Here is a 17,589-nt window from a genome sequence, read left to right on the forward strand (position 1 = left end):
GGTCAGCTGGTTGCCGACGTCGACGGCGACTCCGCAACGGGAATCTCCTACTGTCAGGTGAAGCTCGTCACCGAGGAGGACGGCAAGGAGTTCATTACCGACAGCAGCATTCGGTACAACGACGAATACGTCCAGCGTGACGGCCGATGGTTGATCAAGACTCGCATCTCGCATTTCACGATTAACGACAAGAGGCCGCTGGGCGGCTGACCGTGCGGCCGTGGGCGGTGCAACTCGATGCCCCCACCACCGACGTCCTGGGGCGATCGAGCGTCGCCGGCATCATCGAAGACGCCGCGAAGAAGCGGGCTCGGGATGAGAGGCTGATCGAGTCCGGCCTCCGTTCAGGCCTCCGTGTCCGCCGAAGGATCAGGAGTGTTCGTGCCCGAGCCGCAACCCGTCTCGCAGGCAGTGCTGAGCCCGCTCACCAGCTCCGCCGTCTTTCTGGTCGTGACCGTCGATCCCGGCGGGGAGCCGGTCGTACGGGAGCTGCTGAGCGACCTCGCCGGTCTGGTGCGGTCAGTCGGTTTCCGGGTCCCGGAAGGGGCGTTGACCTGCGTCACCGGTATCGGATCGGCTGCCTGGGACCGGCTGTTCGCCGGGCCCAGACCGGCCGAGCTGCATCCCTTCCGGGAGGTGGCGGGCGCCCGGCACGCCGCCCCCGCCACCCCGGGGGACCTGCTCTTCCACATCAGGGCGGGGCAGACGGACCTGTGCTTCGAACTGGCCACGCAGCTGATGGACCGGCTGCGCGGCGCGGTCACCGTCCGCGACGAGGTGTCCGGCTTCAAGTACTTCGACGAACGCGATCTGCTCGGCTTCGTGGACGGCACCGAGAACCCCACCGGACGCGCCGCGGACACCGCCGTCGTGATCGGGGCCGCCGATCCGGACCAGGACCCGGACTTCACCGGCGGCAGCTACGTCATCGTGCAGAAGTACCTGCACGACCTGACCGGGTGGAACGCCCTGCCGGTCGAGACGCAGGAACGGGCCGTCGGCCGCCGCAAGCTCTCCGACATCGAGCTGCCCGACGACCTCAAACCGGCCGACTCGCACGTCGCGCTCACCACGATCACCGACCCGGACGGCACCGAGCGGCAGATCCTGCGCGACAACATGCCCTTCGGTGCGCCCGGGCGCGGCGAGTTCGGCACGTACTTCATCGGCTACTGCAGCACCCCGGCGGTCATCGAGCGCATGCTGGAGAACATGTTCATCGGCGATCCGCCGGGCAGCCACGACCGGCTGCTCGACTTCTCCACAGCGGTCACCGGCACCCTGTTCCACGTACCCACGGCCGACTTTCTCGACGACCCGCCGCCCGCCCCGGAACCGGCGGTCACGGCCGAGGCCTCCGACGGATCTCGTTCACGCGGGTGAAGCGGCGGTGGCCCTGACCTGAGCGGCGATCAGACGGCGATGGGCAGTTCCGCGTAGCCGCGTACGGTGCTGCTGTGCAGGCGCACGGCGCGTTGGTGGTCCACGTCCCAGGTGGGGAAGCGGCGCAGGGTCTCTTCCAGCGCTACGCGTGCTTCCAGGCGGGCGAGTGCGGCGCCGAGGCAGAAGTGCGCGCCGTGTCCGAAGGAGACATGGCTGTCGAAGCGGCGGTGGATGTCGTAGCGGTCGGGGTCGGGGTACTTGCGTTCGTCGCGGCCGGCGGAGCCGGTGAGCAGCAGGATCTTGGATCCGGCGGGGATCGTGGTGCCGTGGATCTCGACGTCGCGGGTGTTGACGCGGCCCTGGGCGGGGGAGGGCGCCTCGTAACGCAGGGTCTCCTCCACGGTGTTGGTGATCAGGGACGGGTCGGCGGCCAGCTCGGCGCGCTGGTCGGGGTGGGCCGCGAGCAGCGCGCCGGCCCAGCCGATCAGGCGGCCGGTGGTCTCGGTGCCGGCGCTGACGAGCAGGTTGGCGAAGTTGGCGGCCTCGGAGGTGCTGAGCCGGCGGGTGCCCTCGGGGGTGGTGACCTCGGCCTGGACGAGGCTGGTCATCATGTCGTCGCGCGGGTTGTCGCGCCGCGCCTCGATCTGTTCGGCGAAGTAGGTGTGCAGCTTGATCTGGGCGGCAAGGGAGATGTCGTTGACCATCCCCTTGCCCTCCTCGAGGTGGAAGGTCTGGTCGATCGTGCGGTGGATCTCCTCGCGATCGGCCGGGTCGACGCCCATCAGCTGCGAGATCACCAGGGAGGGGACCTGGGCGGCGAAGTCCCGGACATAGTCGAACCCGCCGCCGCCGATCCGGGCGTCGAGGAGCTCGGCGCAGATCGCCCGGATGTGTTCCTCCAGCGCCGCGATCCGCCGGGGGGTGAAGGCGCGGGAGACCAGGACGCGGAGCGTGGTCTGCGCCGGGGGGTCCATGAAGATGATGTGCCCGGTCTGCATCGGCTCCGGGGTCATGAGTTCGAGGACCGTGCCGTGGGCGGAGCTGTACGTGGTGGGGTCCATGAGGCCCGCGTCGACGTCCTCGAACCGGGAGAGGGCGACGAAGCCGAACTTGTCGTTGCGGTAGACCGGCTGCTCATCGCGTATCCGGCGCCAGAGCGGGTGCGGGTCGATGTCGATGTCCGCGTCGAAGGGATCCCAGTACAGGTCGTCGGTCATGTTCGAACCTCTCGTCACATCTTCCGGAAGTCCCAGCTGGTGATCTTCGTGGGCGTCAGACGCAGCCAGGCGTGCCGCCCGTCGTAGTGCATCTCGTCGCGGCCAGCGTATTTGCGGGCGAAGAGCCGTTCCGGAATCTCCAGATCCGGGTCGGGGGTATTGGTGCGCGGAGCGTCGCCGACGCTCTCCAGATCCCCGCGAATCTCCACGCCCCGCAGTTCGTTGAAGGCGTGGCCGGTGTCCACCAGGACGGCTACCCGCCCGTCGCGGGCGATGTCGGTCCAACGCTGGCTTTTCACCGTCGAGTTGAGCCAGAGTGCAGCTCCGTCCCACACGAACCACAGGGGAGTCACGTGCGGTCCGCTCGGACTCGATGTGGCCACCCGGCAGGTTCGCTCCTCGGCGAGAAAGGCGTCGACTTCGGCCGGGGTCATGGCGATTCTGCGGCCACGTCGCTGCTCTGACATCGTGGGCAGTCCTTTCGGAATGTCGGACAGTCGCCGCCAGTCGCCGCGCGATCGAGCCGGGGCGTACCCTGTGCGATCATTGATCGCATTTCGTCGACCGAGTATGCGATCGTTGCTCGCATACTGTCAAGGATTGGCGCAGACGATCCGGCGAAGGGGTGATCAGCCGTGGAGACCGACAGTTCCAGCAGTTCCAGGCTCTGCGCGCAGGAGCATGCGCCGGGGCCGGCCGCGCCCGGGTCGGCCCGCTGGTGGGCGGAGCGTGCCGAGGCCGCGGCCCGGCGCAGGCCGCGCGCCGGCGGCCTCTCCACCGAGCGCATCATCGACGCCGCCCTGGAGGTCCTGCGGGAGGGCGGTCTCGGCGCGCTGACCGTCAGGGCCGTCGCCGACCGGCTCGGCACCAGCAGCGCCTCTCTCTACCGGCACATCGCCAGCCGCGAGGAGCTGATCGCCCTGATCGTCGACCATGTTCTGGGCGATATCCGTCTCGACGCCACCGGCCGGGGATGGCGTGCCGACGTCGAGGTGCTGATGCGCGAGATGCGGCGGGTCATTCTCGACCAACCGCTGCCGGTCTCGGCGGCACGGAGCAGATCGACCTTCGGGCCGAACATGTTGCGTCTCATCGACGCCGCACTCGGGCTCTTCCTCCAGGCCGGGCTGACCGACGAGCGGGCGGCCTACACGACGATCGCGATGATCGAGTTCGTTGCCGGTTCCGCCACCATCCAGCGCAGCGCCCTCGGCCGCACTCCGCAGGGAGCTGCCGGGTCCGACGGCTTCGACCAGCTCCTCGACGGACTGCCCGCCGACCGCCTCCCGGCCCTGCGGGCGGCCGGTGCGGCGTTCGTGGCGGCATCCGTCGACGACGTGTTCACCCACGGCATGGCCGTCTTCCTCGACGGTGTGACGAGCCAGCTCCCCCAGGGGTGATGAGTCTTTCCCGGGATCACGCGTCTCGAGGGCCGGGGCTGTGGCCCTCCCGGACGGCGTCCGTGAGCAGGGCGATGCCCCAGGTGACGGCTTCTGTCGTCTGCTCGGCGTCGAGCCCCCACGCTTCGGTGAGGCGCTCGTGGGTGTTCCTGCTCCACAGGACGTCCAGGACGGCCGCCGCCATCCGGCGCCGGGCGATGGGCCAGCCCGGCGTCTCGGACGTGACGGCGCGCAACAGGGCATCGCGCCGCCGCTGGTCGGCGCCGACGGTGGGCGCCTCCCCCTCGGCATCGGGGCGGCCGGCGAAGGACGACAGGTGCGCGTGCGCGCGCTCGACGAGTGCGTTGACGGTGCCCAGGCTCAAGTCGTCGTAGGAGATGCCGGCTTCGTCTTCAAGCCGCTGCATGATCGCGTCATGCAGCAGCCGTTCGGTGGGGAAGTGCCGGTAGACGGTGGCCTTGTTGACGCCTGCCCGGTCCGCGACCGCTCCGGCGCTCAGGCCGCGCCAGTCCCAGGTCGGGAAGCCGTGGGCCAGTGCGGAACCCGCCTCCAGGATCCGCTGCCGGGTCGCGTTCGTACGCTCGCGGCGCAGCGGGCTGTCGTAGCGCCGACGCTCGCCGGCGCGCGTCCCCGCCCCCTTGTCAGGCTCTGCCGGATCGGCCATATTGATGCGACTCCAGTTGCGCGAAAGCGGTCGGTGCTCATGGACAGATTAGGGATCGAGTTCCTCAGCGTCTTCGGACTGCCTCCGGTCGACTTCGTCTGCCTGGCCGCCGACCTCGGTTGCAAGTACATCTCCACCGGCCTGACGTCGTACCCCTACGACCCGCCGAGCCATCCGCCGTTCAGCCTGAGAGACGATCCGCCGCTACGGCGCGAGATGACGGCCGCGATGCGCGACCGCGGCGTCTCGATCTCGCTCGGAGAAGGCATGACCGTTCGCAGCGGTGCCGACATCCGCGACCGGAGCGGCGATCTCGCGATCATGGCCGAGCTCGGGATCCGCCGGGTCAACACCGTCTCCGTCGACCCGGACCCGCATCGCAGCATCGACCAGTTCGGCCTCCTCGCCGAGACGGCGGCATCGTTCGGAATGGAGACGACGCTGGAACCGGGCCCAGGGCTGACCATCCCCGACCTCCCCACGGCGGTCGACGCCATCCGCCAGGTCGGCCGGCCGGACTTCCGTCTGCTCATCGACGTGATGCACGTGATCCGATCCGGATCCGGACCCGCCGACATCGCCGCGCTCGACCCCGGCATCGTCGGGTACGTCCAGCTGAGCGACGCCCCACTGGTTCCCGTCATCCCCGACTACGCGCAGGAGGCGATGTTCGAGCGGATGGTTCCCGGGACCGGTGAACTCCCGCTGACCGAGGTGCTGGCGGCACTGCCCGGCGACGTCGTCATCGGGCTGGAGGTGCCGCTGCGCTCGCAGGCCCGGGCCGGTGTCGGCCCGCACGAACGACTCGGCCGGTGCGTCGACGCGGCGCGCGAACTCCTGGCCGTCGGCCCATGAGGACCTACGCATCACGAGGAGAACGAGTGAACGGACAACTGCACGGCCGGCGGATCCTGGTCACCGGTGCCGCGAGCGGGATCGGCGCGGCCGCGGTGGAGGTCTTCACCGCAGAGGGGGCCACGGTCGCGGCGACGTATCGCAATTCGCCGCCGCCCGACTCACTCAGTGCGGCGGCGACCTGGCTGCAATGCGATCTGCGCAGTCCCGAGCAGGCGGACAAAGCCGTTGCCGCCGCAGCCGACGCGATGGGGGGTCTCGACGTCGTGCTGCACTCGGCCGGAACCTGGGGCCCGGGCCCGGCAGGTGAGATAACCGAGGAGAATCTCGACTTCATGCTGGACACCAACGTCAAGGCGACGGTGTTCACCAACCAGGCCGCCTACCGGGTCATGCGCGACGCCGGCCAGGGCGGCCGGATCATCAATCTCGGGTCGGGCGAGGCCGTCACGGGCATCACGTGGTCGTCGAGCTACGCACTGGCCAAGGGGGCGGTGCACAGCTGGACGAGGTCGGCCGCCAAGGCCTGGGGCCAGTACGGGATAACGGTCAACGCCGTGGCGCCGGCCGTCGAGACCCCCGGCTCGGAACGCTTCCGCGAGTTCCTGGGGCCGGAGGCCGCGACGGTGATCAAGAAGCGGACGGCAGAGACCCGGCCGATCGCCGGCTCCCTCGGCGCCGACGAACTCGGCGACCCGGTGCGCGACCTCGGCCCGGTACTCGTCTTTCTGGCCGGCCCGGGATCCCGCTTCGTGACCGGGCAGTTGCTGGCGGTGGGCGGCGGCTCGATGATGCTCGGCGCCTGAGCGGCGCCGGCTCGACCACAGCCGTGACCTGCCGCTCTCGCGGCGCCGTCAGCGGACCCGGACGGGCAGGGTCCGGAAGCCGCGGGTGATGGCGCGAGCCGCTCGGCCACCGGCCTCGCCGCCCTGCGGTTCGTCCTCAGGACCGGGCCGGGCGCACCCGCCCCGCCACCTCGCCGAAGCCGATCCTCGTGCCGCCGGGCCCCGGAGCCGTCGCCGTGATGGCGACCTCGTCGCCGTCCTCCAGGAAGGCGCGGGTCGTGCCGTCGGGCAGGACGATCGGCTGCTCGCCGTTCCAGGTCAGCTCGATGAGCGCGCCCCGGGTGCCGGGGTCCGGCCCGCTGACCGTGCCGGAGGCGAAGAGGTCCCCGGCGCGCAACGAGGCGCCGTTGGCGGTCATATGGGCCAGCATCTGGGCGTAGGTCCAGTACATCGCGGCGAACGGCGGCCGGGAGATCACGGCGCCGTTCAGGCGGACCTCCAGCGAGATGTCCAGGCCCGCCGGGCCCGCCGGGTCGCGGTCGGCGAGATAGGGGAGGAGCCCGGTATCGCGGGGCGGCGGAGCGACCCGGGCGGAGCGCAGGGCGTCCAGGGGGACGATCCAGGGGGAGACGGAGGTCGCGAAGGACTTGCCGAGGAAAGGGCCCAGGGGGACGTACTCCCAGGCCTGGAGGTCGCGGGCCGACCAGTCGTTGACGAGGCAGACGCCGAAGACGTGGTCGTCGGCCTCCTCCAGCGGCACCGGCTCGCCCATCGCCGTCGGGCCACCGACCACGAAGCCCACCTCGGCCTCGATGTCCAGCCGCCGGGACGGGCCGAAGGCGGGGGCATCCTCGGCGGGGGCCTTGCGCTGGCCGCACGGGCGGGTCACCGGGGTCCCGGAGACGACGACGGTCCCGGCCCGGCCGTGGTAACCGATCGGCAGGTGCTTCCAGTTGGGCGTGAGCGGCTCCGAGCCGGGGCGGAAGATGCGGCCCAGGTTGGCGGCGTGGTGCTCGGAGGCGTAGAAGTCGACGTAGTCGGCGACCTCGAAGGGCAGGTGCAGCGTCACCTCGTCGCGGCGGAGCAGCAAGGGCTCCACGGCGGCCCGGTGGGCCTCGTCCGTCAGCAGGCCGGTGAGCCGGGCGCGTACCTCCGTCCACGCGGGGCGGCCGGCGGCGAGCAGCGGGTTGAGGACGGGCGCGTCGAGCAGCGGATGGACGGTGCCCGCGTCGAGGACGTACGGGCCGATGGCCACGCCGATACGCCGCCGCTGAGGGGCGTCGGCGGTGGTGAACACCCCGTACGGGAGGTTGGAGATCCCGAAGGGGGAGTCCTCGGGCACGTCATCGAGCCAGCTGCGCAGCGCCATGGCCGGACTGTAGCCTCGGAAGGGTGACAGAGCGCAAACCGCCCGGGGTCAGCTTCGAGTCATGGGTCGACAAGCAGATCCGCGAGGCGACGGACCGAGGCGATTTCAAGGAGCTGCCGGGCTTCGGCAAGCCGCTGGCCAGCCTGGACACGCCGTACGACGAGCTGTGGTGGGTCAAGGAGAAGATGCACCGCGAAGGGCTGTCGGTGCTGCCGCCGACGCTCGCGCTGCGCAAGCAGGCGGAGGACGCGGTCGAGGCCGCCGCGCAGGCGCGCTCGGAGCGCGAGGTGCGGCAGATCATCGGGGACGTCAACGAGAAGATCCGCGAGGCGATCCGGCGGCCGCCTGCCGGGCCGCCGCTGAATCTGACGCCGTTCGACGTGGAGCAGGTCGTCCAGGAGTGGCGGCGGAAATCCGGCCCGTCCGGCGATTGAGGACAAGCGGGTCCGGCTCCCGGGCGCGATGGTCCAGACGGCGTAATGCGCATGCCGCCGAACCGCCTTACGGGCGCCGCATGCGCAGGCCGGTCGGAGCCGTTCAGGCGTGCGGCCCGGGTGGCAGGACCACGGGGGACGGGCTAAGTCTTGGCTGAGTGCCCACTGGCACTTCCCGATCGTCGACGTCCGGGTCACCGCTTCATGTCCCCTGGAACAGAGCAGTAGATGACAGTCACACCGCATTCCGCCACACCGCATTCCGTCACTCCCAGTCAGTCCGCAGTGAGCGGGCTCATCGACACCGCCGCACTCGCCAGACCGATGAGCGAGGTCGCGCACCTGGTCAGCCTCCTCAACGCCGTCCCCGGCACCCGCCGCTCCGCCGAACAGGCGCTGCGCACCGCCACCGTCCAGCGCCCCCTGGACGATGTGACCAGCCTCGTCCAGCTGCTCAGCGGGCCCTCGCACGACCCGGGCACGGCCGCCGAGGCCGTACGGCTGGCCGCCGTGAACCGTCCGGTGGCCGATGTGCCCCGGCTGATCAGCCTGCTCAGGAACACGCCGCACCAGTCCGGCACCGCGGACCAGGCCGTCCACGCGGCAGCGGTCACCCGGCCCCTGGAGGACCTGGTCCAGCTGATCGGACTGCTGGAGGAGGCCGCCCCGGACGCGCGCCCGGAGCAGCCGCCTCCCGACACCCCGCCGTCGCCACCGCTGCGCACGGGGTCGTCCGCACCCGTCCGCTCTCCGGACGACCGCCCGACGGCCGGGCGCCTCCGTACGGCGCTGCGGCTGAGCGCCGCCGTCGCCGTGGCCGGGTGCGGGGCCGCGCACCTGCCCGGCGGCGTCATGGAGCTGCATCCCGCGCTGTCCGCAGGGCAGTTCGTGCCGCTCGCCGCAGCCGTGCTGTGTCTCGTCCTGGCCTGCTGCCTGCTCGCGGGGGCGGCGCCGCCGGTACGGGTGGCGGCCGCCGGTCTCACCGCCGGGCTCGGGGTGGCCCATCTCCTGGCGTACGCACACGTCAACGCGCCCGTCTTCGCGCCCGTGTTCGCCCACGGGGCGGCGCCGCCGGCCGCGCAGGCGGCCGTGGCCCTGCTGAGCGCCGTGCTGGCGGGGGCCCTGCTGGTGGCGCCGAGCCGGTAGCGGTGCGCGGGACTTCCCGGGCTCCCGGACGGGGCCGGGCCGGGGAGTCCCGCGCGTCATCTCATCGGTCCTGGACGATCCGGCCGTCCCGCAGCTCCATGACGCGGTCGGCGAGTTCCATCAGCTGGGGGTCGTGGGTGGCGACCAGCGCGGTGACGTTCTCGCTGTGCACGATGGCGCCGAGCAGCTCCATCACCGCCCGCCCGGTGTCCGCGTCGAGCTGGCCCGTCGGCTCGTCGGCGATGAGCAGGGCCGGGCGGTTGGCGAGGGCGCGGGCTATGGCAGCTCGCCGGGGCGCTGGGCGGCGTGGTCGTCGAGGCCGACCAGGGACAGCAGCAGGGCGACGCGCGCGTCGCGTTCACGGCGCTCGGTCCTGCGCAGGCGTAGCGGCACTCCGACGTTCTCGGCGGCGGTGAGGATCGGGATCAGGCCGAAGGACTGGAAGACAAAGCCGATCCGGTCGCGGCGCAGCGCCAGCAGCTCATTCTCGCCGAGACCGGCCAGTTCGGTGCCGTCGACGCTGACCCGGCCGGAGTCGGGGCGGTCCAGGCCGCCCACCAGATTCAGCAGGGTGGTCTTGCCGGAGCCGGAACGGCCTTCAGGACGACGAGTTCGCCGCGCGGCACGCTGAAGGACGCCCCGCGCACGGCCTGCACGGCGGTGGCCCCGCTGCCGTAGGTCCGCACCAGGTCCTGGACGACGACCAGTTGGGGCCGGTCCGGCGCTGCTGCTCGTACTCGCCGTGGCAATGGGCGTGTTCGCGATCGGCGAGGGCACCAGCTGGGCCGGTTCGCAGCGCGACCAGGCGGACTTCGCGGTCGGCACCGACATCCGCGTGACCGGCTCCACCACCCCGCCGTTCGGGCAGGGCGGGGTGTACGACGCGATGCCGGGCGTGGCCGCCGTCACCCCCGTCGGCCGGACCGAGGCGTTGCTGGCGCAGAACCGCGAGGCGACCGTACTGGCCATGGACACCCGGGACGCCGCCGAGGTGATGCGGCTGCGGGCCGACCTGGCCGACCGGCCGCCGGCGGAGCTGCTCCGGCCGCTTGCCGCGGCAAGGGGGGCCGATGTGGGCTTCGTACTGCCGGAGGGCCCGCCGTCATCCTGGCCGACGAACCCGCCGGCGAACTGGACTCCGCCACCGCCGGGCAGGTCTTCGAGGCCTTCCGCACCGCCAACGACGAACTCGGCACGACCGTCGTCGTGGTCACCCACGACCTCGCCGTCGCCTCGCGCGACGGGCGCACCGCCTCCGAGGTCGTCCGCCGCACCACCATCGACGAACACGGCCGGGAATCCGTAACCGCCAGCGAATACGCCACCGTCGACCGCGCCGGCCGCCTTGAGCTGCCCCGTGACTTCACCGAGGCCCTCGACATCTGCGACCGCGTCCTCCTGGAGCTGGAACCCGACCACATCACGCTGCGGCCGGACGAGTCGAACAACCGTACCGATGCTGCCGGTTGACCGACGTAGACTGTGCCGACCCGGCAGGATCGGGTGCCACGCGGTTGCGGATCAGGAGGCACGTACGGCATGTCCAGTGACATGAGTTGGACGCGGCGCAGTCTCGGCCACGAACCTCCGGAGATCGAGATCGACACCAGCGTCGCGCACTCGGCGAGGGTCTACGACTACATACTCGGCGGCAAGGACAACTACGGGCCCGACCGCGAAGCGGCCGAGCAGATGCTGAAGAACTGGCCGAGCCTGCGCACGTCGATGCGGGAGAACCGGAAGTTCATGCACCGCACCGTGCGTCATCTCGCAGCCGAGCGCGGCATCCGCCAGTTCCTCGACATCGGCACGGGCATTCCGACCTCCCCGAACGTGCACGAGATCGCGCAGGAGATCGCCCCGGAGGCCCGGGTGGTCTACGTCGACAACGACCCGATCGTGCTGGCCCACGCCCGGCACCGGCTCAATGGCACGCCAGACGGCCGGATCGCGTACATCCACGCCAACCTCCGCGAGCCGGAGACGATCCTCACCGCTCCGGAGCTGCACGACACGCTCGACCTCGACCGGCCGGTCGCGCTGTCGGTCATCGCGGTTCTGCAGTTCGTGCTCGACGACCAGGAGGCGTACGGCCTGGTGGAGCGGTACATGCGGGACCTGCCGTCGGGGAGCTTCCTCGCCCTGTCCACCGTGACCACCGACTCCAGCCCCAAGGCCATCGACGTGGTGTCCGAGTACAAGGCGCGCGGCATGCCGCCCCGCGAGCGCAGCAAGGCCGAGGTGGAGCGCTTCTTCGACGGCCTGGAGCTGATCGAGCCCGGAGTGCAGCTCGTCCACAACTGGCGCCCCGACGTCGACCCTGAGCACCAGGTACCGGACAGTGCGGTGGCCATGTACGGGGGCGTGGCGCTGAAGGCGTGAGCCCGCAGGACAGGCCTACGCCTCCGCGTCCCAGATGACGCGGAGGCTCGGCGGTTTGCGGAAGACCAGGCCGTGCGGCGCGGCGGGCGACGACGGGTCGAGCCGCAGGCCCGGGAGGCGCCGGAGCAGCGCGAGCAGACAGGCGCGGGTCTCCAGCCGGGCCAGGTGGGCGCCGAGGCAGAAGTGCGGGCCCTGGGCGAAGGCCAGTTGCAGTCGGGCGTTGTCGCGCCGCAGGTCGAAGCGGTCGGGATCGTCGAAGACGGCGGGGTCGCGGTTGGCACCCGCGATCGAGACGATGACGAGGTCGCCACGGCGTATCGCCGCGCCGGCGAGGGTGACGTCGGCGGTGGCATAGCGGTCGACCACCGCCGCGGCCGGCTCCAGGCGGAGGGACTCCTCCAGGGCGGCGTCCACGAGAGCCGGGTCGGCGCGTACGAGACCGAGCTGCTCGGGGTCGCTCAGCAGGTGCAGCACCGCATTGGCGATCATGCCCTCGGTGGTCTCGATCCCGCCGAACATGAGCACCGCCGCGTTGGAGACCACCTCCGGCAACTCCAGCCGCCCGCTCTCCGCCGCCGCGACCAGCAGTGACGTACTGCTCCCGGCGGCGACCGTGGTCTCGACACTGTCCCGCAGCTCCCCGAAGGCCGCCGCTCCCGCCGGGTCCGCCGCCCGGCCCGCCGTGATGTCGGAGACGGCGCCGACGATCGCGTCGTACCAGGTGAGCACCGCCTTCGCGTCCGCGTCGGCCAGGCCCAGGGACTCGGCCACCACCGCGACCGCGAGCGGCCCGGCCACCGCGCGACGCAGCTCGGCGCTCCTCGCGGGCCGGATCCCCTCGACCAGCCGGGCGGCCTCGCGCTCCACGAAGGCGCCGAACCGGGCGTCCACATCCCGGGGCCGGAACGGGTCGGTGAACGGCCCGCGATGCCGGGCGTGCTCGGCGCCGTCCAGTGACAGCATGCTCGGTCCGACCACCCGCGCGGTCGTGAAGCGGGGGTCGTCCACCGTGAACGTGACGGCGTCCCGCATCACCCCCATCGCCAGGTCCCGCCGGGTGACCAGCCACCCGCCCAGCGCCGGCACCCAGGACACCGGCTCCTTCGCGCGCAGCGCCGCCAGCCGCGAGTGCGGGTCGTGCTCCAGCTCGGCGACCGTGGTCACGGCGCCCAGGGGGAAGCGCTCTGCTGTCGTCGATGTCGTCAAGATGACGTGTGCTCCTGCTCTTCGTAGACGGCGACTTTTCGGGTGATCAGGTCGAGGCACTCGGTGAGTTCGGCAATGCGGTCGACGACCTGCCGCTGGTGCCGGCGCAGCAGTGCGAGGCGCTCGTCCTCGTTGCCTGGGCCCTGGCGCACCAGCTCGGCGTAGCGCCGGATCGTGGCCAGCGACATCCCGGTAGCCCGGAACCTCGTGCAGTTGGTGAGCCACTCCACGTCCCACTCGCTGTAGGCGCGGCGGCCGTTCGGCGCGCGTCTGACCTGGCCGGCGAGGAGACCCTCACGCTCGTAGAGCCGCAGGGCGTGCACGCTCATGCCGGTGCGTTCGGCGACCTGCCCGATGCTCAGTTCCTGCGGGGTTCCGGTCATGGAGCCGAGCCTACGCCGTTGACCTAGACCGCGGTCTAGGAGCTAGCGTCCCCGTCATGACAACACCTCAGCGCAGGATCGGATCGGGCTTCGGCCACCGCAGCACCGCGGACGAGGTCCTCGCCGGGATCGATCTGTCGGGCAGGACCGCTCTCGTCACCGGCGGTTACTCCGGGATCGGCCTGGAGACGACTCGCGCGCTGGCCCGCGCAGGAGCGCGCGTCATCGTTCCGGCCCGGCGGCGTACGGTCGCGCAGCAGGCGGTCGGCGCCATCGGCGGTATCGGCGGCGGTATCGGCGGCGTCGAGATCGACGAGCTCGATCTGGCCGATCCCGGCAGCGTCCGCGGCTTCGCCGAGCGGTTCCTGGCAACGGGCCGGGACCTCCACATCGTGATCAACAACGCCGGGATCATGGCCTGCCCCGAGACCCGCGTCGGCCCCGGCTGGGAAGCGCAGTTCGCGACCAACCACCTGGGCCACTACGCCCTGGTCAACCGGCTCTGGCCCGCGATCGCCCGCGGCGGCGCCCGCGTGGTCGCGGTCTCCTCCGGCGCCCACGGCATCACGGGCATCCGCTGGGACGACGTGCACTTCGAGCGTGGATACGACGCCTGGCAGGCCTACGGGCAGGCGAAGACAGCCAACGTGCTGTTCGCCGCGCACCTCGACACCCTCGGCCGCGACGCCGGAGTGCGGGCGTTCTCGCTGCACCCGGGCAGCATTCTCACCCCGCTCCAGCGCCACCTCCCCAAGTCCGAGATGGTCGCCGCCGGCTGGATCGACAACGACGGCAACCCCACCGACCCCACCTTCAAAACCCCCGCCCAGGGCGCCGCCACCCAGGTCTGGGCCGCCACCTCCCCCCAACTGGCCGGCATGGGCGGCGTCTACTGCGAGGACTGCGACATCGCCGACCCCGCCGCCCCCGACGGCTCGGGCCCCGGCGTACACGGACACGCGACCGACCCAGCGCAGGCGGCGCGCCTGTGGGCCCTGTCGGCAGACCTGACCGGCGTCAACGCGTTCGTGGCCACGGCATAGCGCGGTGCCCGCGTACGTTCGCCGGCGGGCCCGGTGAAACCATTCCGGTCACCGCTCGCCCTCCGTAGTAGTCGGTGCCGACGCCGGGATGGCGGTACTCGATGCCGCCGAGGGCTGGAAGCGCCGTGCTGCCCGTGAGAACATCTCTCTCCGAAGTGAGAGTGCAATTCTCAAATGAGGAGACGCGATGAGGCCCGAGGATCAGTTCCACGTCGGCGTCGTCGTCGAGGACTTCGAGGGGACGCTGGCCAGGCTGTCCTCCCTGTTCGGGTACGAGTGGTGCGGCGAGATCGGCGGGCCCGCCGAGGTGCGGCTGCCGACCGGTGATGCCGTCCTGAACATGAGGTGTGCGTACTCGACGACGGAACCCCGGCTGGAGATCGTGGGGCGGATCCCGGGGACCCTGTGGGAGCCGGCGGCCGGGTCCGGGATCCATCACATCGGCTACTGGTCGGACGACGTGGCGGCGGACTCCGCCGAACTCGAAGGCCAGGGATACACGGCCGAGGCGGTGCGTATGGATCCCGACGGGGTCCCGTACTTCGCGTTCTACCGGAGTACGACGGGCTTTCGCGTCGAGCTGCTGAGCCGGAAGGCGCAGCCGAGCCTGGAGCGGTACTGGTGCGGGGCGATGAAGTCATGACGACCGTGGGGATCGTCACCGGCGCCGGGCGCGGGATGGGGCTGGCATGTGCGCGGCGGCTCATGGGCACGGTGGACACGCTGCTGCTCGTGGACCGGGACGAGGCGACCGTCAGCGCGGCCGCCAAGGAGCTGGCGGCCGCCGGTGACGGATCCGCCGTCGAGCCGTTCGTCCTCGACGTCACCGATCGTGACGGCCTGGCCGGGCTCGCCGCTCGTGTCACGGAACTGGGCACGCTGCGGGCGGTCGCCCACGCCGCCGGCATCTCGCCCACCATGGCCGACTGGCGCCGCATCTTCGCCGTCGACCTGGTGGGGACCGCGATGCTCGCCGAGGCGCTCCGCCCGCTCGCCACCACCGGGACGGCGATGGTGTGCTTCGCCTCGATGGCCCCGCTGCTCGCGAACATGGCAGCCGATCCGGCCCTGGCCGCGATCCTGGACGACCCGCTCGACGAGCGCTTCCTCGACCGGATTCACGGTTCCCTCGGGCCGGCCGTCGAGGACACCGGAGTGGCCTACGCCTGGGCCAAGCACGGCGTGCACCGCTTCGTGCGGCAGGAGGCGGTGCGGCTCGGGCCGGTGGGCGCCCGGGTCTGCTCCGTCTCGCCCGGCGTCATCGACACGCCCCAGGGGCAGCAGGAAGCGGCCGTCCATCCGTCGATGGACAGGCTGGTGCGGCAGACGCCCCTCGGTCGTACGGGCCGGGCCGAGGAGGTCGCCGCGGTCGTCGGGTTCGTGCGGCCGGCGAAGCGGCGTTCCTGACCGGCATCGACATCCTTGTGGACGGCGGCCTGTACGCCGCTGTCCACGGCACCCTCCCAAATGCCTGAATAGTCACATTCCGCCGGAAATCGTTGGGTCAACGCCGTGTCTCTTCCTACGCTGGGCGCCATCCCAGCCAGGAGGTACAGACGTGGCGCTGACGAACAGCGTGAAGGGAACGCTCGCGGTCCTCGCGGCGACGCTCGCCGGGACCGCGATCGCGGGATGCGGCGCTCAGCACGGTACGCCGAGCGGATCCGCGGCCATGGTCGTCCCGGACGTGCCCCGCCGGCCGTCCGTGGTGCCGGAGCAGCACTCCGCGCCGTCGTCGAGCTCGCCCCGGCCGGTCCGTGCGACGCCGACCGTGCCCAAGGCCCGGTCGGCGTCGCACGGACCGTCCCGCAAGCACCACACCGCAGGCAGGGCGTCCCTCGGCCGGGCGACCACGTCGGACATGATCGAGCACGCCGCGGAGGGCCGCGGCCGGTCCGTGGCCCTGACCTTCGACGACGGTCCGGACCCCCGCTGGACCCCGAAGGTCCTGCGGCTGCTCGCACAGCATCACGCCAAGGCCACGTTCTGTGAGATAGGGCCGAATGCCCGGGCCAACCCCGGCCTGGTGAAGAGGATCACCGCGGCCGGGCACCGGCTGTGCGACCACTCCGTGCACCACGACGAGCAGCAGAGCCACAAATCGCGCGACTACAACCGCCACGAGATCGTCGACGCCCAGCGGGAGATCGCCGCGGCGGCCGGTCCCCGGGCGAAGCTCTGGTACTACCGGGCGCCGGGCGGCGACTTCTCTCCCGCCATCCGGGACATCGCCGCCGCCCGGGGCCTGCGCCCGCTGGGCTGGACCGTCGACTCCGAGGACTGGAAGCGCCCCGGCGTGAACGCCATCCTCAACAACATCAACGCCGAGCTGAGGCCCGGTGCCGTCGTCCTGATGCACGACGCGGGCGGCGACCGTTCGCAGAGCGTCGAGGCGCTGCGCATACTCCTCGACCGGCTGGACGCGGCCGGCTACTCGTACACCTTCCCGCGCCGCTGACCGCCTACCTGGCCGCCCCGAAGTCCTGCGTCCAGTAGTAGCCGTCCTGCGCCAGGCCCACGCCGATCTCCTTGAACGCGCAGTTCAGGATGTTGGCCTTGTGCCCGGGACTGGACATCCAGCCGGCCATCACGCTCTCCGGTGTGGGGTAGCCGTAGGCGACGTTCTCGCCGTAGGTCCTCCAGTCGTAACCGGCGCGGGTGATGCGGTCGCCGGGAGAGGACCCGTCGGAGCCGGTGTGCGACATGGTCTGGCTGTCGGACATGTCGTTGCTGTGGCTCTGGGCGGCCTTGGTCAGCTTCGCGTTGACGGTGAGGGCCGAGCATCCGGCCTTGCTCCGCGCGCTGTTGACCAGTGCGACCACGCGTGCCGTGGCACCCGAGGACGAGGCCGCGGAAGCCGGGGCGCTCGCGACGGCCTTGACCGTCGGGGATGCCGTCGCAGTCGGTGCAGGGCTCGCCTTGGCCTTGGCGGCGTTGGCCTTGGCCGCGGCGGCGGCCTTCGCCTTGGCCTCGGCCCATTGGTGCCAGTCGGCCGAGGCGTGCGTGTGGGACGCGCTCCTCCAGTGGCCGTAGGACCGGGCGCCGGAGTCGTCCGGCCCGTCCATGCAGGCCATGGCGACTGAGGGCACGCCCACGGCTACCACGGCGAGAGCGACAGCGGCTGTCTTCCGGAAGCGCCTTGTCCTGCGGTGTTCGCTCATGTCTGACCTCACTCGGTGTATCGGCTGCGGTACTCAGAATCTCTGCCCCAGTGATCACTTCGCACGGGGGCGCGTCGAAGCAGTCGGCGTCCGGTGCGGGCCGGGTGCGCCTGCGGCCCCGTCATTCTCAGGAGGGCCGTGGACCCGGGCAACGAGGGCTG

At 71.4% G+C, this 17,589-nt stretch carries 20 protein-coding genes and 1 pseudogene; 13 read left to right on the forward strand and 8 right to left on the reverse strand.

The features are described 5' to 3' along the window. Positions 1–6 precede the first annotated feature (6 nt). On the forward strand, positions 7–210 hold the full coding sequence (locus OG607_RS37345; protein WP_405737304.1) for a nuclear transport factor 2 family protein: 204 nt from the start codon (positions 7–9) through the stop codon (positions 208–210). Between the two features lie 171 nt (positions 211–381). Beyond that, the gene (locus OG607_RS37350) at positions 382–1,383 is read left to right on the forward strand and encodes a Dyp-type peroxidase (RefSeq protein ID WP_405733295.1); all 1,002 of its coding nucleotides are present in this window, start codon (positions 382–384) and stop codon (positions 1,381–1,383) included. A 29-nt stretch (positions 1,384–1,412) separates the two neighbouring features. Here the strand turns inward: OG607_RS37350 and OG607_RS37355 are convergent, their stop codons facing one another. Next, positions 1,413–2,600, reverse strand: coding sequence for a cytochrome P450 (locus OG607_RS37355; protein WP_405733298.1), 1,188 nt, complete (start codon positions 2,598–2,600; stop codon positions 1,413–1,415). Between the two features lie 14 nt (positions 2,601–2,614). Further along, positions 2,615–3,034 (reverse strand): pyridoxamine 5'-phosphate oxidase family protein, encoded by a 420-nt coding sequence (locus OG607_RS37360; protein ID WP_405733301.1) that lies wholly within the window; start codon positions 3,032–3,034, stop codon positions 2,615–2,617. A 201-nt stretch (positions 3,035–3,235) separates the two neighbouring features. On the opposite strand from OG607_RS37360, the gene OG607_RS37365 reads away from it, so the two are divergent. Beyond that, positions 3,236–4,000 (forward strand): TetR/AcrR family transcriptional regulator, encoded by a 765-nt coding sequence (locus tag OG607_RS37365; protein ID WP_405733304.1) that lies wholly within the window; start codon positions 3,236–3,238, stop codon positions 3,998–4,000. Positions 4,001–4,016: 16 nt separating this feature from the next. Here OG607_RS37365 and OG607_RS37370 read toward each other — a convergent pair whose 3' ends face one another. Next, positions 4,017–4,664 carry a TetR/AcrR family transcriptional regulator gene (locus OG607_RS37370; protein WP_405733307.1) on the reverse strand — a complete coding sequence of 216 codons (648 nt, stop codon included), beginning with the start codon at positions 4,662–4,664 and terminating at the stop codon, positions 4,017–4,019. Positions 4,665–4,703: 39 nt separating this feature from the next. On the opposite strand from OG607_RS37370, the gene OG607_RS37375 reads away from it, so the two are divergent. Further along, complete coding sequence (locus OG607_RS37375) at positions 4,704–5,519, forward strand: sugar phosphate isomerase/epimerase family protein (RefSeq protein WP_405733310.1); 816 nt, start codon at positions 4,704–4,706, stop codon at positions 5,517–5,519. A gap of 26 nt (positions 5,520–5,545) precedes the next feature. Continuing rightward, positions 5,546–6,325 (forward strand): SDR family NAD(P)-dependent oxidoreductase, encoded by a 780-nt coding sequence (locus OG607_RS37380; protein ID WP_405733313.1) that lies wholly within the window; start codon positions 5,546–5,548, stop codon positions 6,323–6,325. A 136-nt stretch (positions 6,326–6,461) separates the two neighbouring features. Here OG607_RS37380 and fahA read toward each other — a convergent pair whose 3' ends face one another. Next, positions 6,462–7,673 carry a fumarylacetoacetase gene (fahA, locus tag OG607_RS37385; protein WP_405733315.1) on the reverse strand — a complete coding sequence of 404 codons (1,212 nt, stop codon included), beginning with the start codon at positions 7,671–7,673 and terminating at the stop codon, positions 6,462–6,464. 23 nt (positions 7,674–7,696) lie between these two features. Between fahA and OG607_RS37390 the strand changes: the two genes are divergently transcribed. Beyond that, positions 7,697–8,107 (forward strand): DUF1992 domain-containing protein, encoded by a 411-nt coding sequence (locus tag OG607_RS37390; RefSeq protein WP_405733318.1) that lies wholly within the window; start codon positions 7,697–7,699, stop codon positions 8,105–8,107. A gap of 285 nt (positions 8,108–8,392) precedes the next feature. Beyond that, on the forward strand, positions 8,393–9,253 hold the full coding sequence (locus tag OG607_RS37395) for a hypothetical protein (protein WP_405733321.1): 861 nt from the start codon (positions 8,393–8,395) through the stop codon (positions 9,251–9,253). A 61-nt stretch (positions 9,254–9,314) separates the two neighbouring features. Here OG607_RS37395 and OG607_RS37400 read toward each other — a convergent pair. Continuing rightward, positions 9,315–10,002 (reverse strand): annotated as a pseudogene (locus tag OG607_RS37400) (ABC transporter ATP-binding protein). A 457-nt stretch (positions 10,003–10,459) separates the two neighbouring features. Between OG607_RS37400 and OG607_RS37405 the strand changes: the two are divergent. Then, positions 10,460–10,723 carry an AbrB/MazE/SpoVT family DNA-binding domain-containing protein gene (locus OG607_RS37405; protein ID WP_405733324.1) on the forward strand — a complete coding sequence of 88 codons (264 nt, stop codon included), beginning with the start codon at positions 10,460–10,462 and terminating at the stop codon, positions 10,721–10,723. Between the two features lie 69 nt (positions 10,724–10,792). Further along, positions 10,793–11,635, forward strand: coding sequence for an SAM-dependent methyltransferase (locus OG607_RS37410; RefSeq protein ID WP_405733327.1), 843 nt, complete (start codon positions 10,793–10,795; stop codon positions 11,633–11,635). Between the two features lie 15 nt (positions 11,636–11,650). Here the strand turns inward: OG607_RS37410 and OG607_RS37415 are convergent, their stop codons facing one another. Continuing rightward, entirely contained in the window at positions 11,651–12,841 is a 1,191-nt protein-coding gene (locus OG607_RS37415) for a cytochrome P450 (protein WP_405733330.1), read from the reverse strand. Then, positions 12,838–13,224, reverse strand: coding sequence for a MerR family transcriptional regulator (locus OG607_RS37420; protein WP_405733333.1), 387 nt, complete (start codon positions 13,222–13,224; stop codon positions 12,838–12,840). Before OG607_RS37420 ends, OG607_RS37415 begins: the two co-directional genes overlap by 4 nt. Before the next feature lie 56 nt (positions 13,225–13,280). Here OG607_RS37420 and OG607_RS37425 point away from each other — a divergent pair, with 56 nt between their 5' ends. The 4 genes from OG607_RS37425 to OG607_RS37440 all read left to right on the forward strand — a co-directional run bounded on the left by OG607_RS37425 (position 13,281) and on the right by OG607_RS37440 (position 16,725). After that, the gene (locus OG607_RS37425) at positions 13,281–14,267 is read left to right on the forward strand and encodes an SDR family NAD(P)-dependent oxidoreductase (RefSeq protein WP_405733336.1); all 987 of its coding nucleotides are present in this window, start codon (positions 13,281–13,283) and stop codon (positions 14,265–14,267) included. 187 nt (positions 14,268–14,454) lie between these two features. Beyond that, the gene (locus OG607_RS37430) at positions 14,455–14,910 is read left to right on the forward strand and encodes a VOC family protein (RefSeq protein WP_405733338.1); all 456 of its coding nucleotides are present in this window, start codon (positions 14,455–14,457) and stop codon (positions 14,908–14,910) included. Continuing rightward, positions 14,907–15,674, forward strand: coding sequence for an SDR family oxidoreductase (locus OG607_RS37435; RefSeq protein WP_405733341.1), 768 nt, complete (start codon positions 14,907–14,909; stop codon positions 15,672–15,674). Before OG607_RS37430 ends, OG607_RS37435 begins: the two co-directional genes overlap by 4 nt. A gap of 151 nt (positions 15,675–15,825) precedes the next feature. Beyond that, a complete protein-coding gene (locus tag OG607_RS37440; RefSeq protein ID WP_405733344.1) occupies positions 15,826–16,725 on the forward strand; it encodes a polysaccharide deacetylase family protein in 900 nt (299 codons plus the stop codon). A gap of 4 nt (positions 16,726–16,729) precedes the next feature. On the opposite strand, the gene OG607_RS37445 is transcribed toward OG607_RS37440, so the two are convergent. Further along, on the reverse strand, positions 16,730–17,362 hold the full coding sequence (locus OG607_RS37445; protein WP_405733346.1) for a CAP domain-containing protein: 633 nt from the start codon (positions 17,360–17,362) through the stop codon (positions 16,730–16,732). Positions 17,363–17,589: the final 227 nt, after the last annotated feature.

Origin of the sequence: Streptomyces sp. NBC_01537 (assembly GCF_045040445.1) — a bacterium.
In the GTDB taxonomy this organism is placed as follows: Bacteria; Actinomycetota; Actinomycetes; order Streptomycetales; family Streptomycetaceae; genus Actinacidiphila.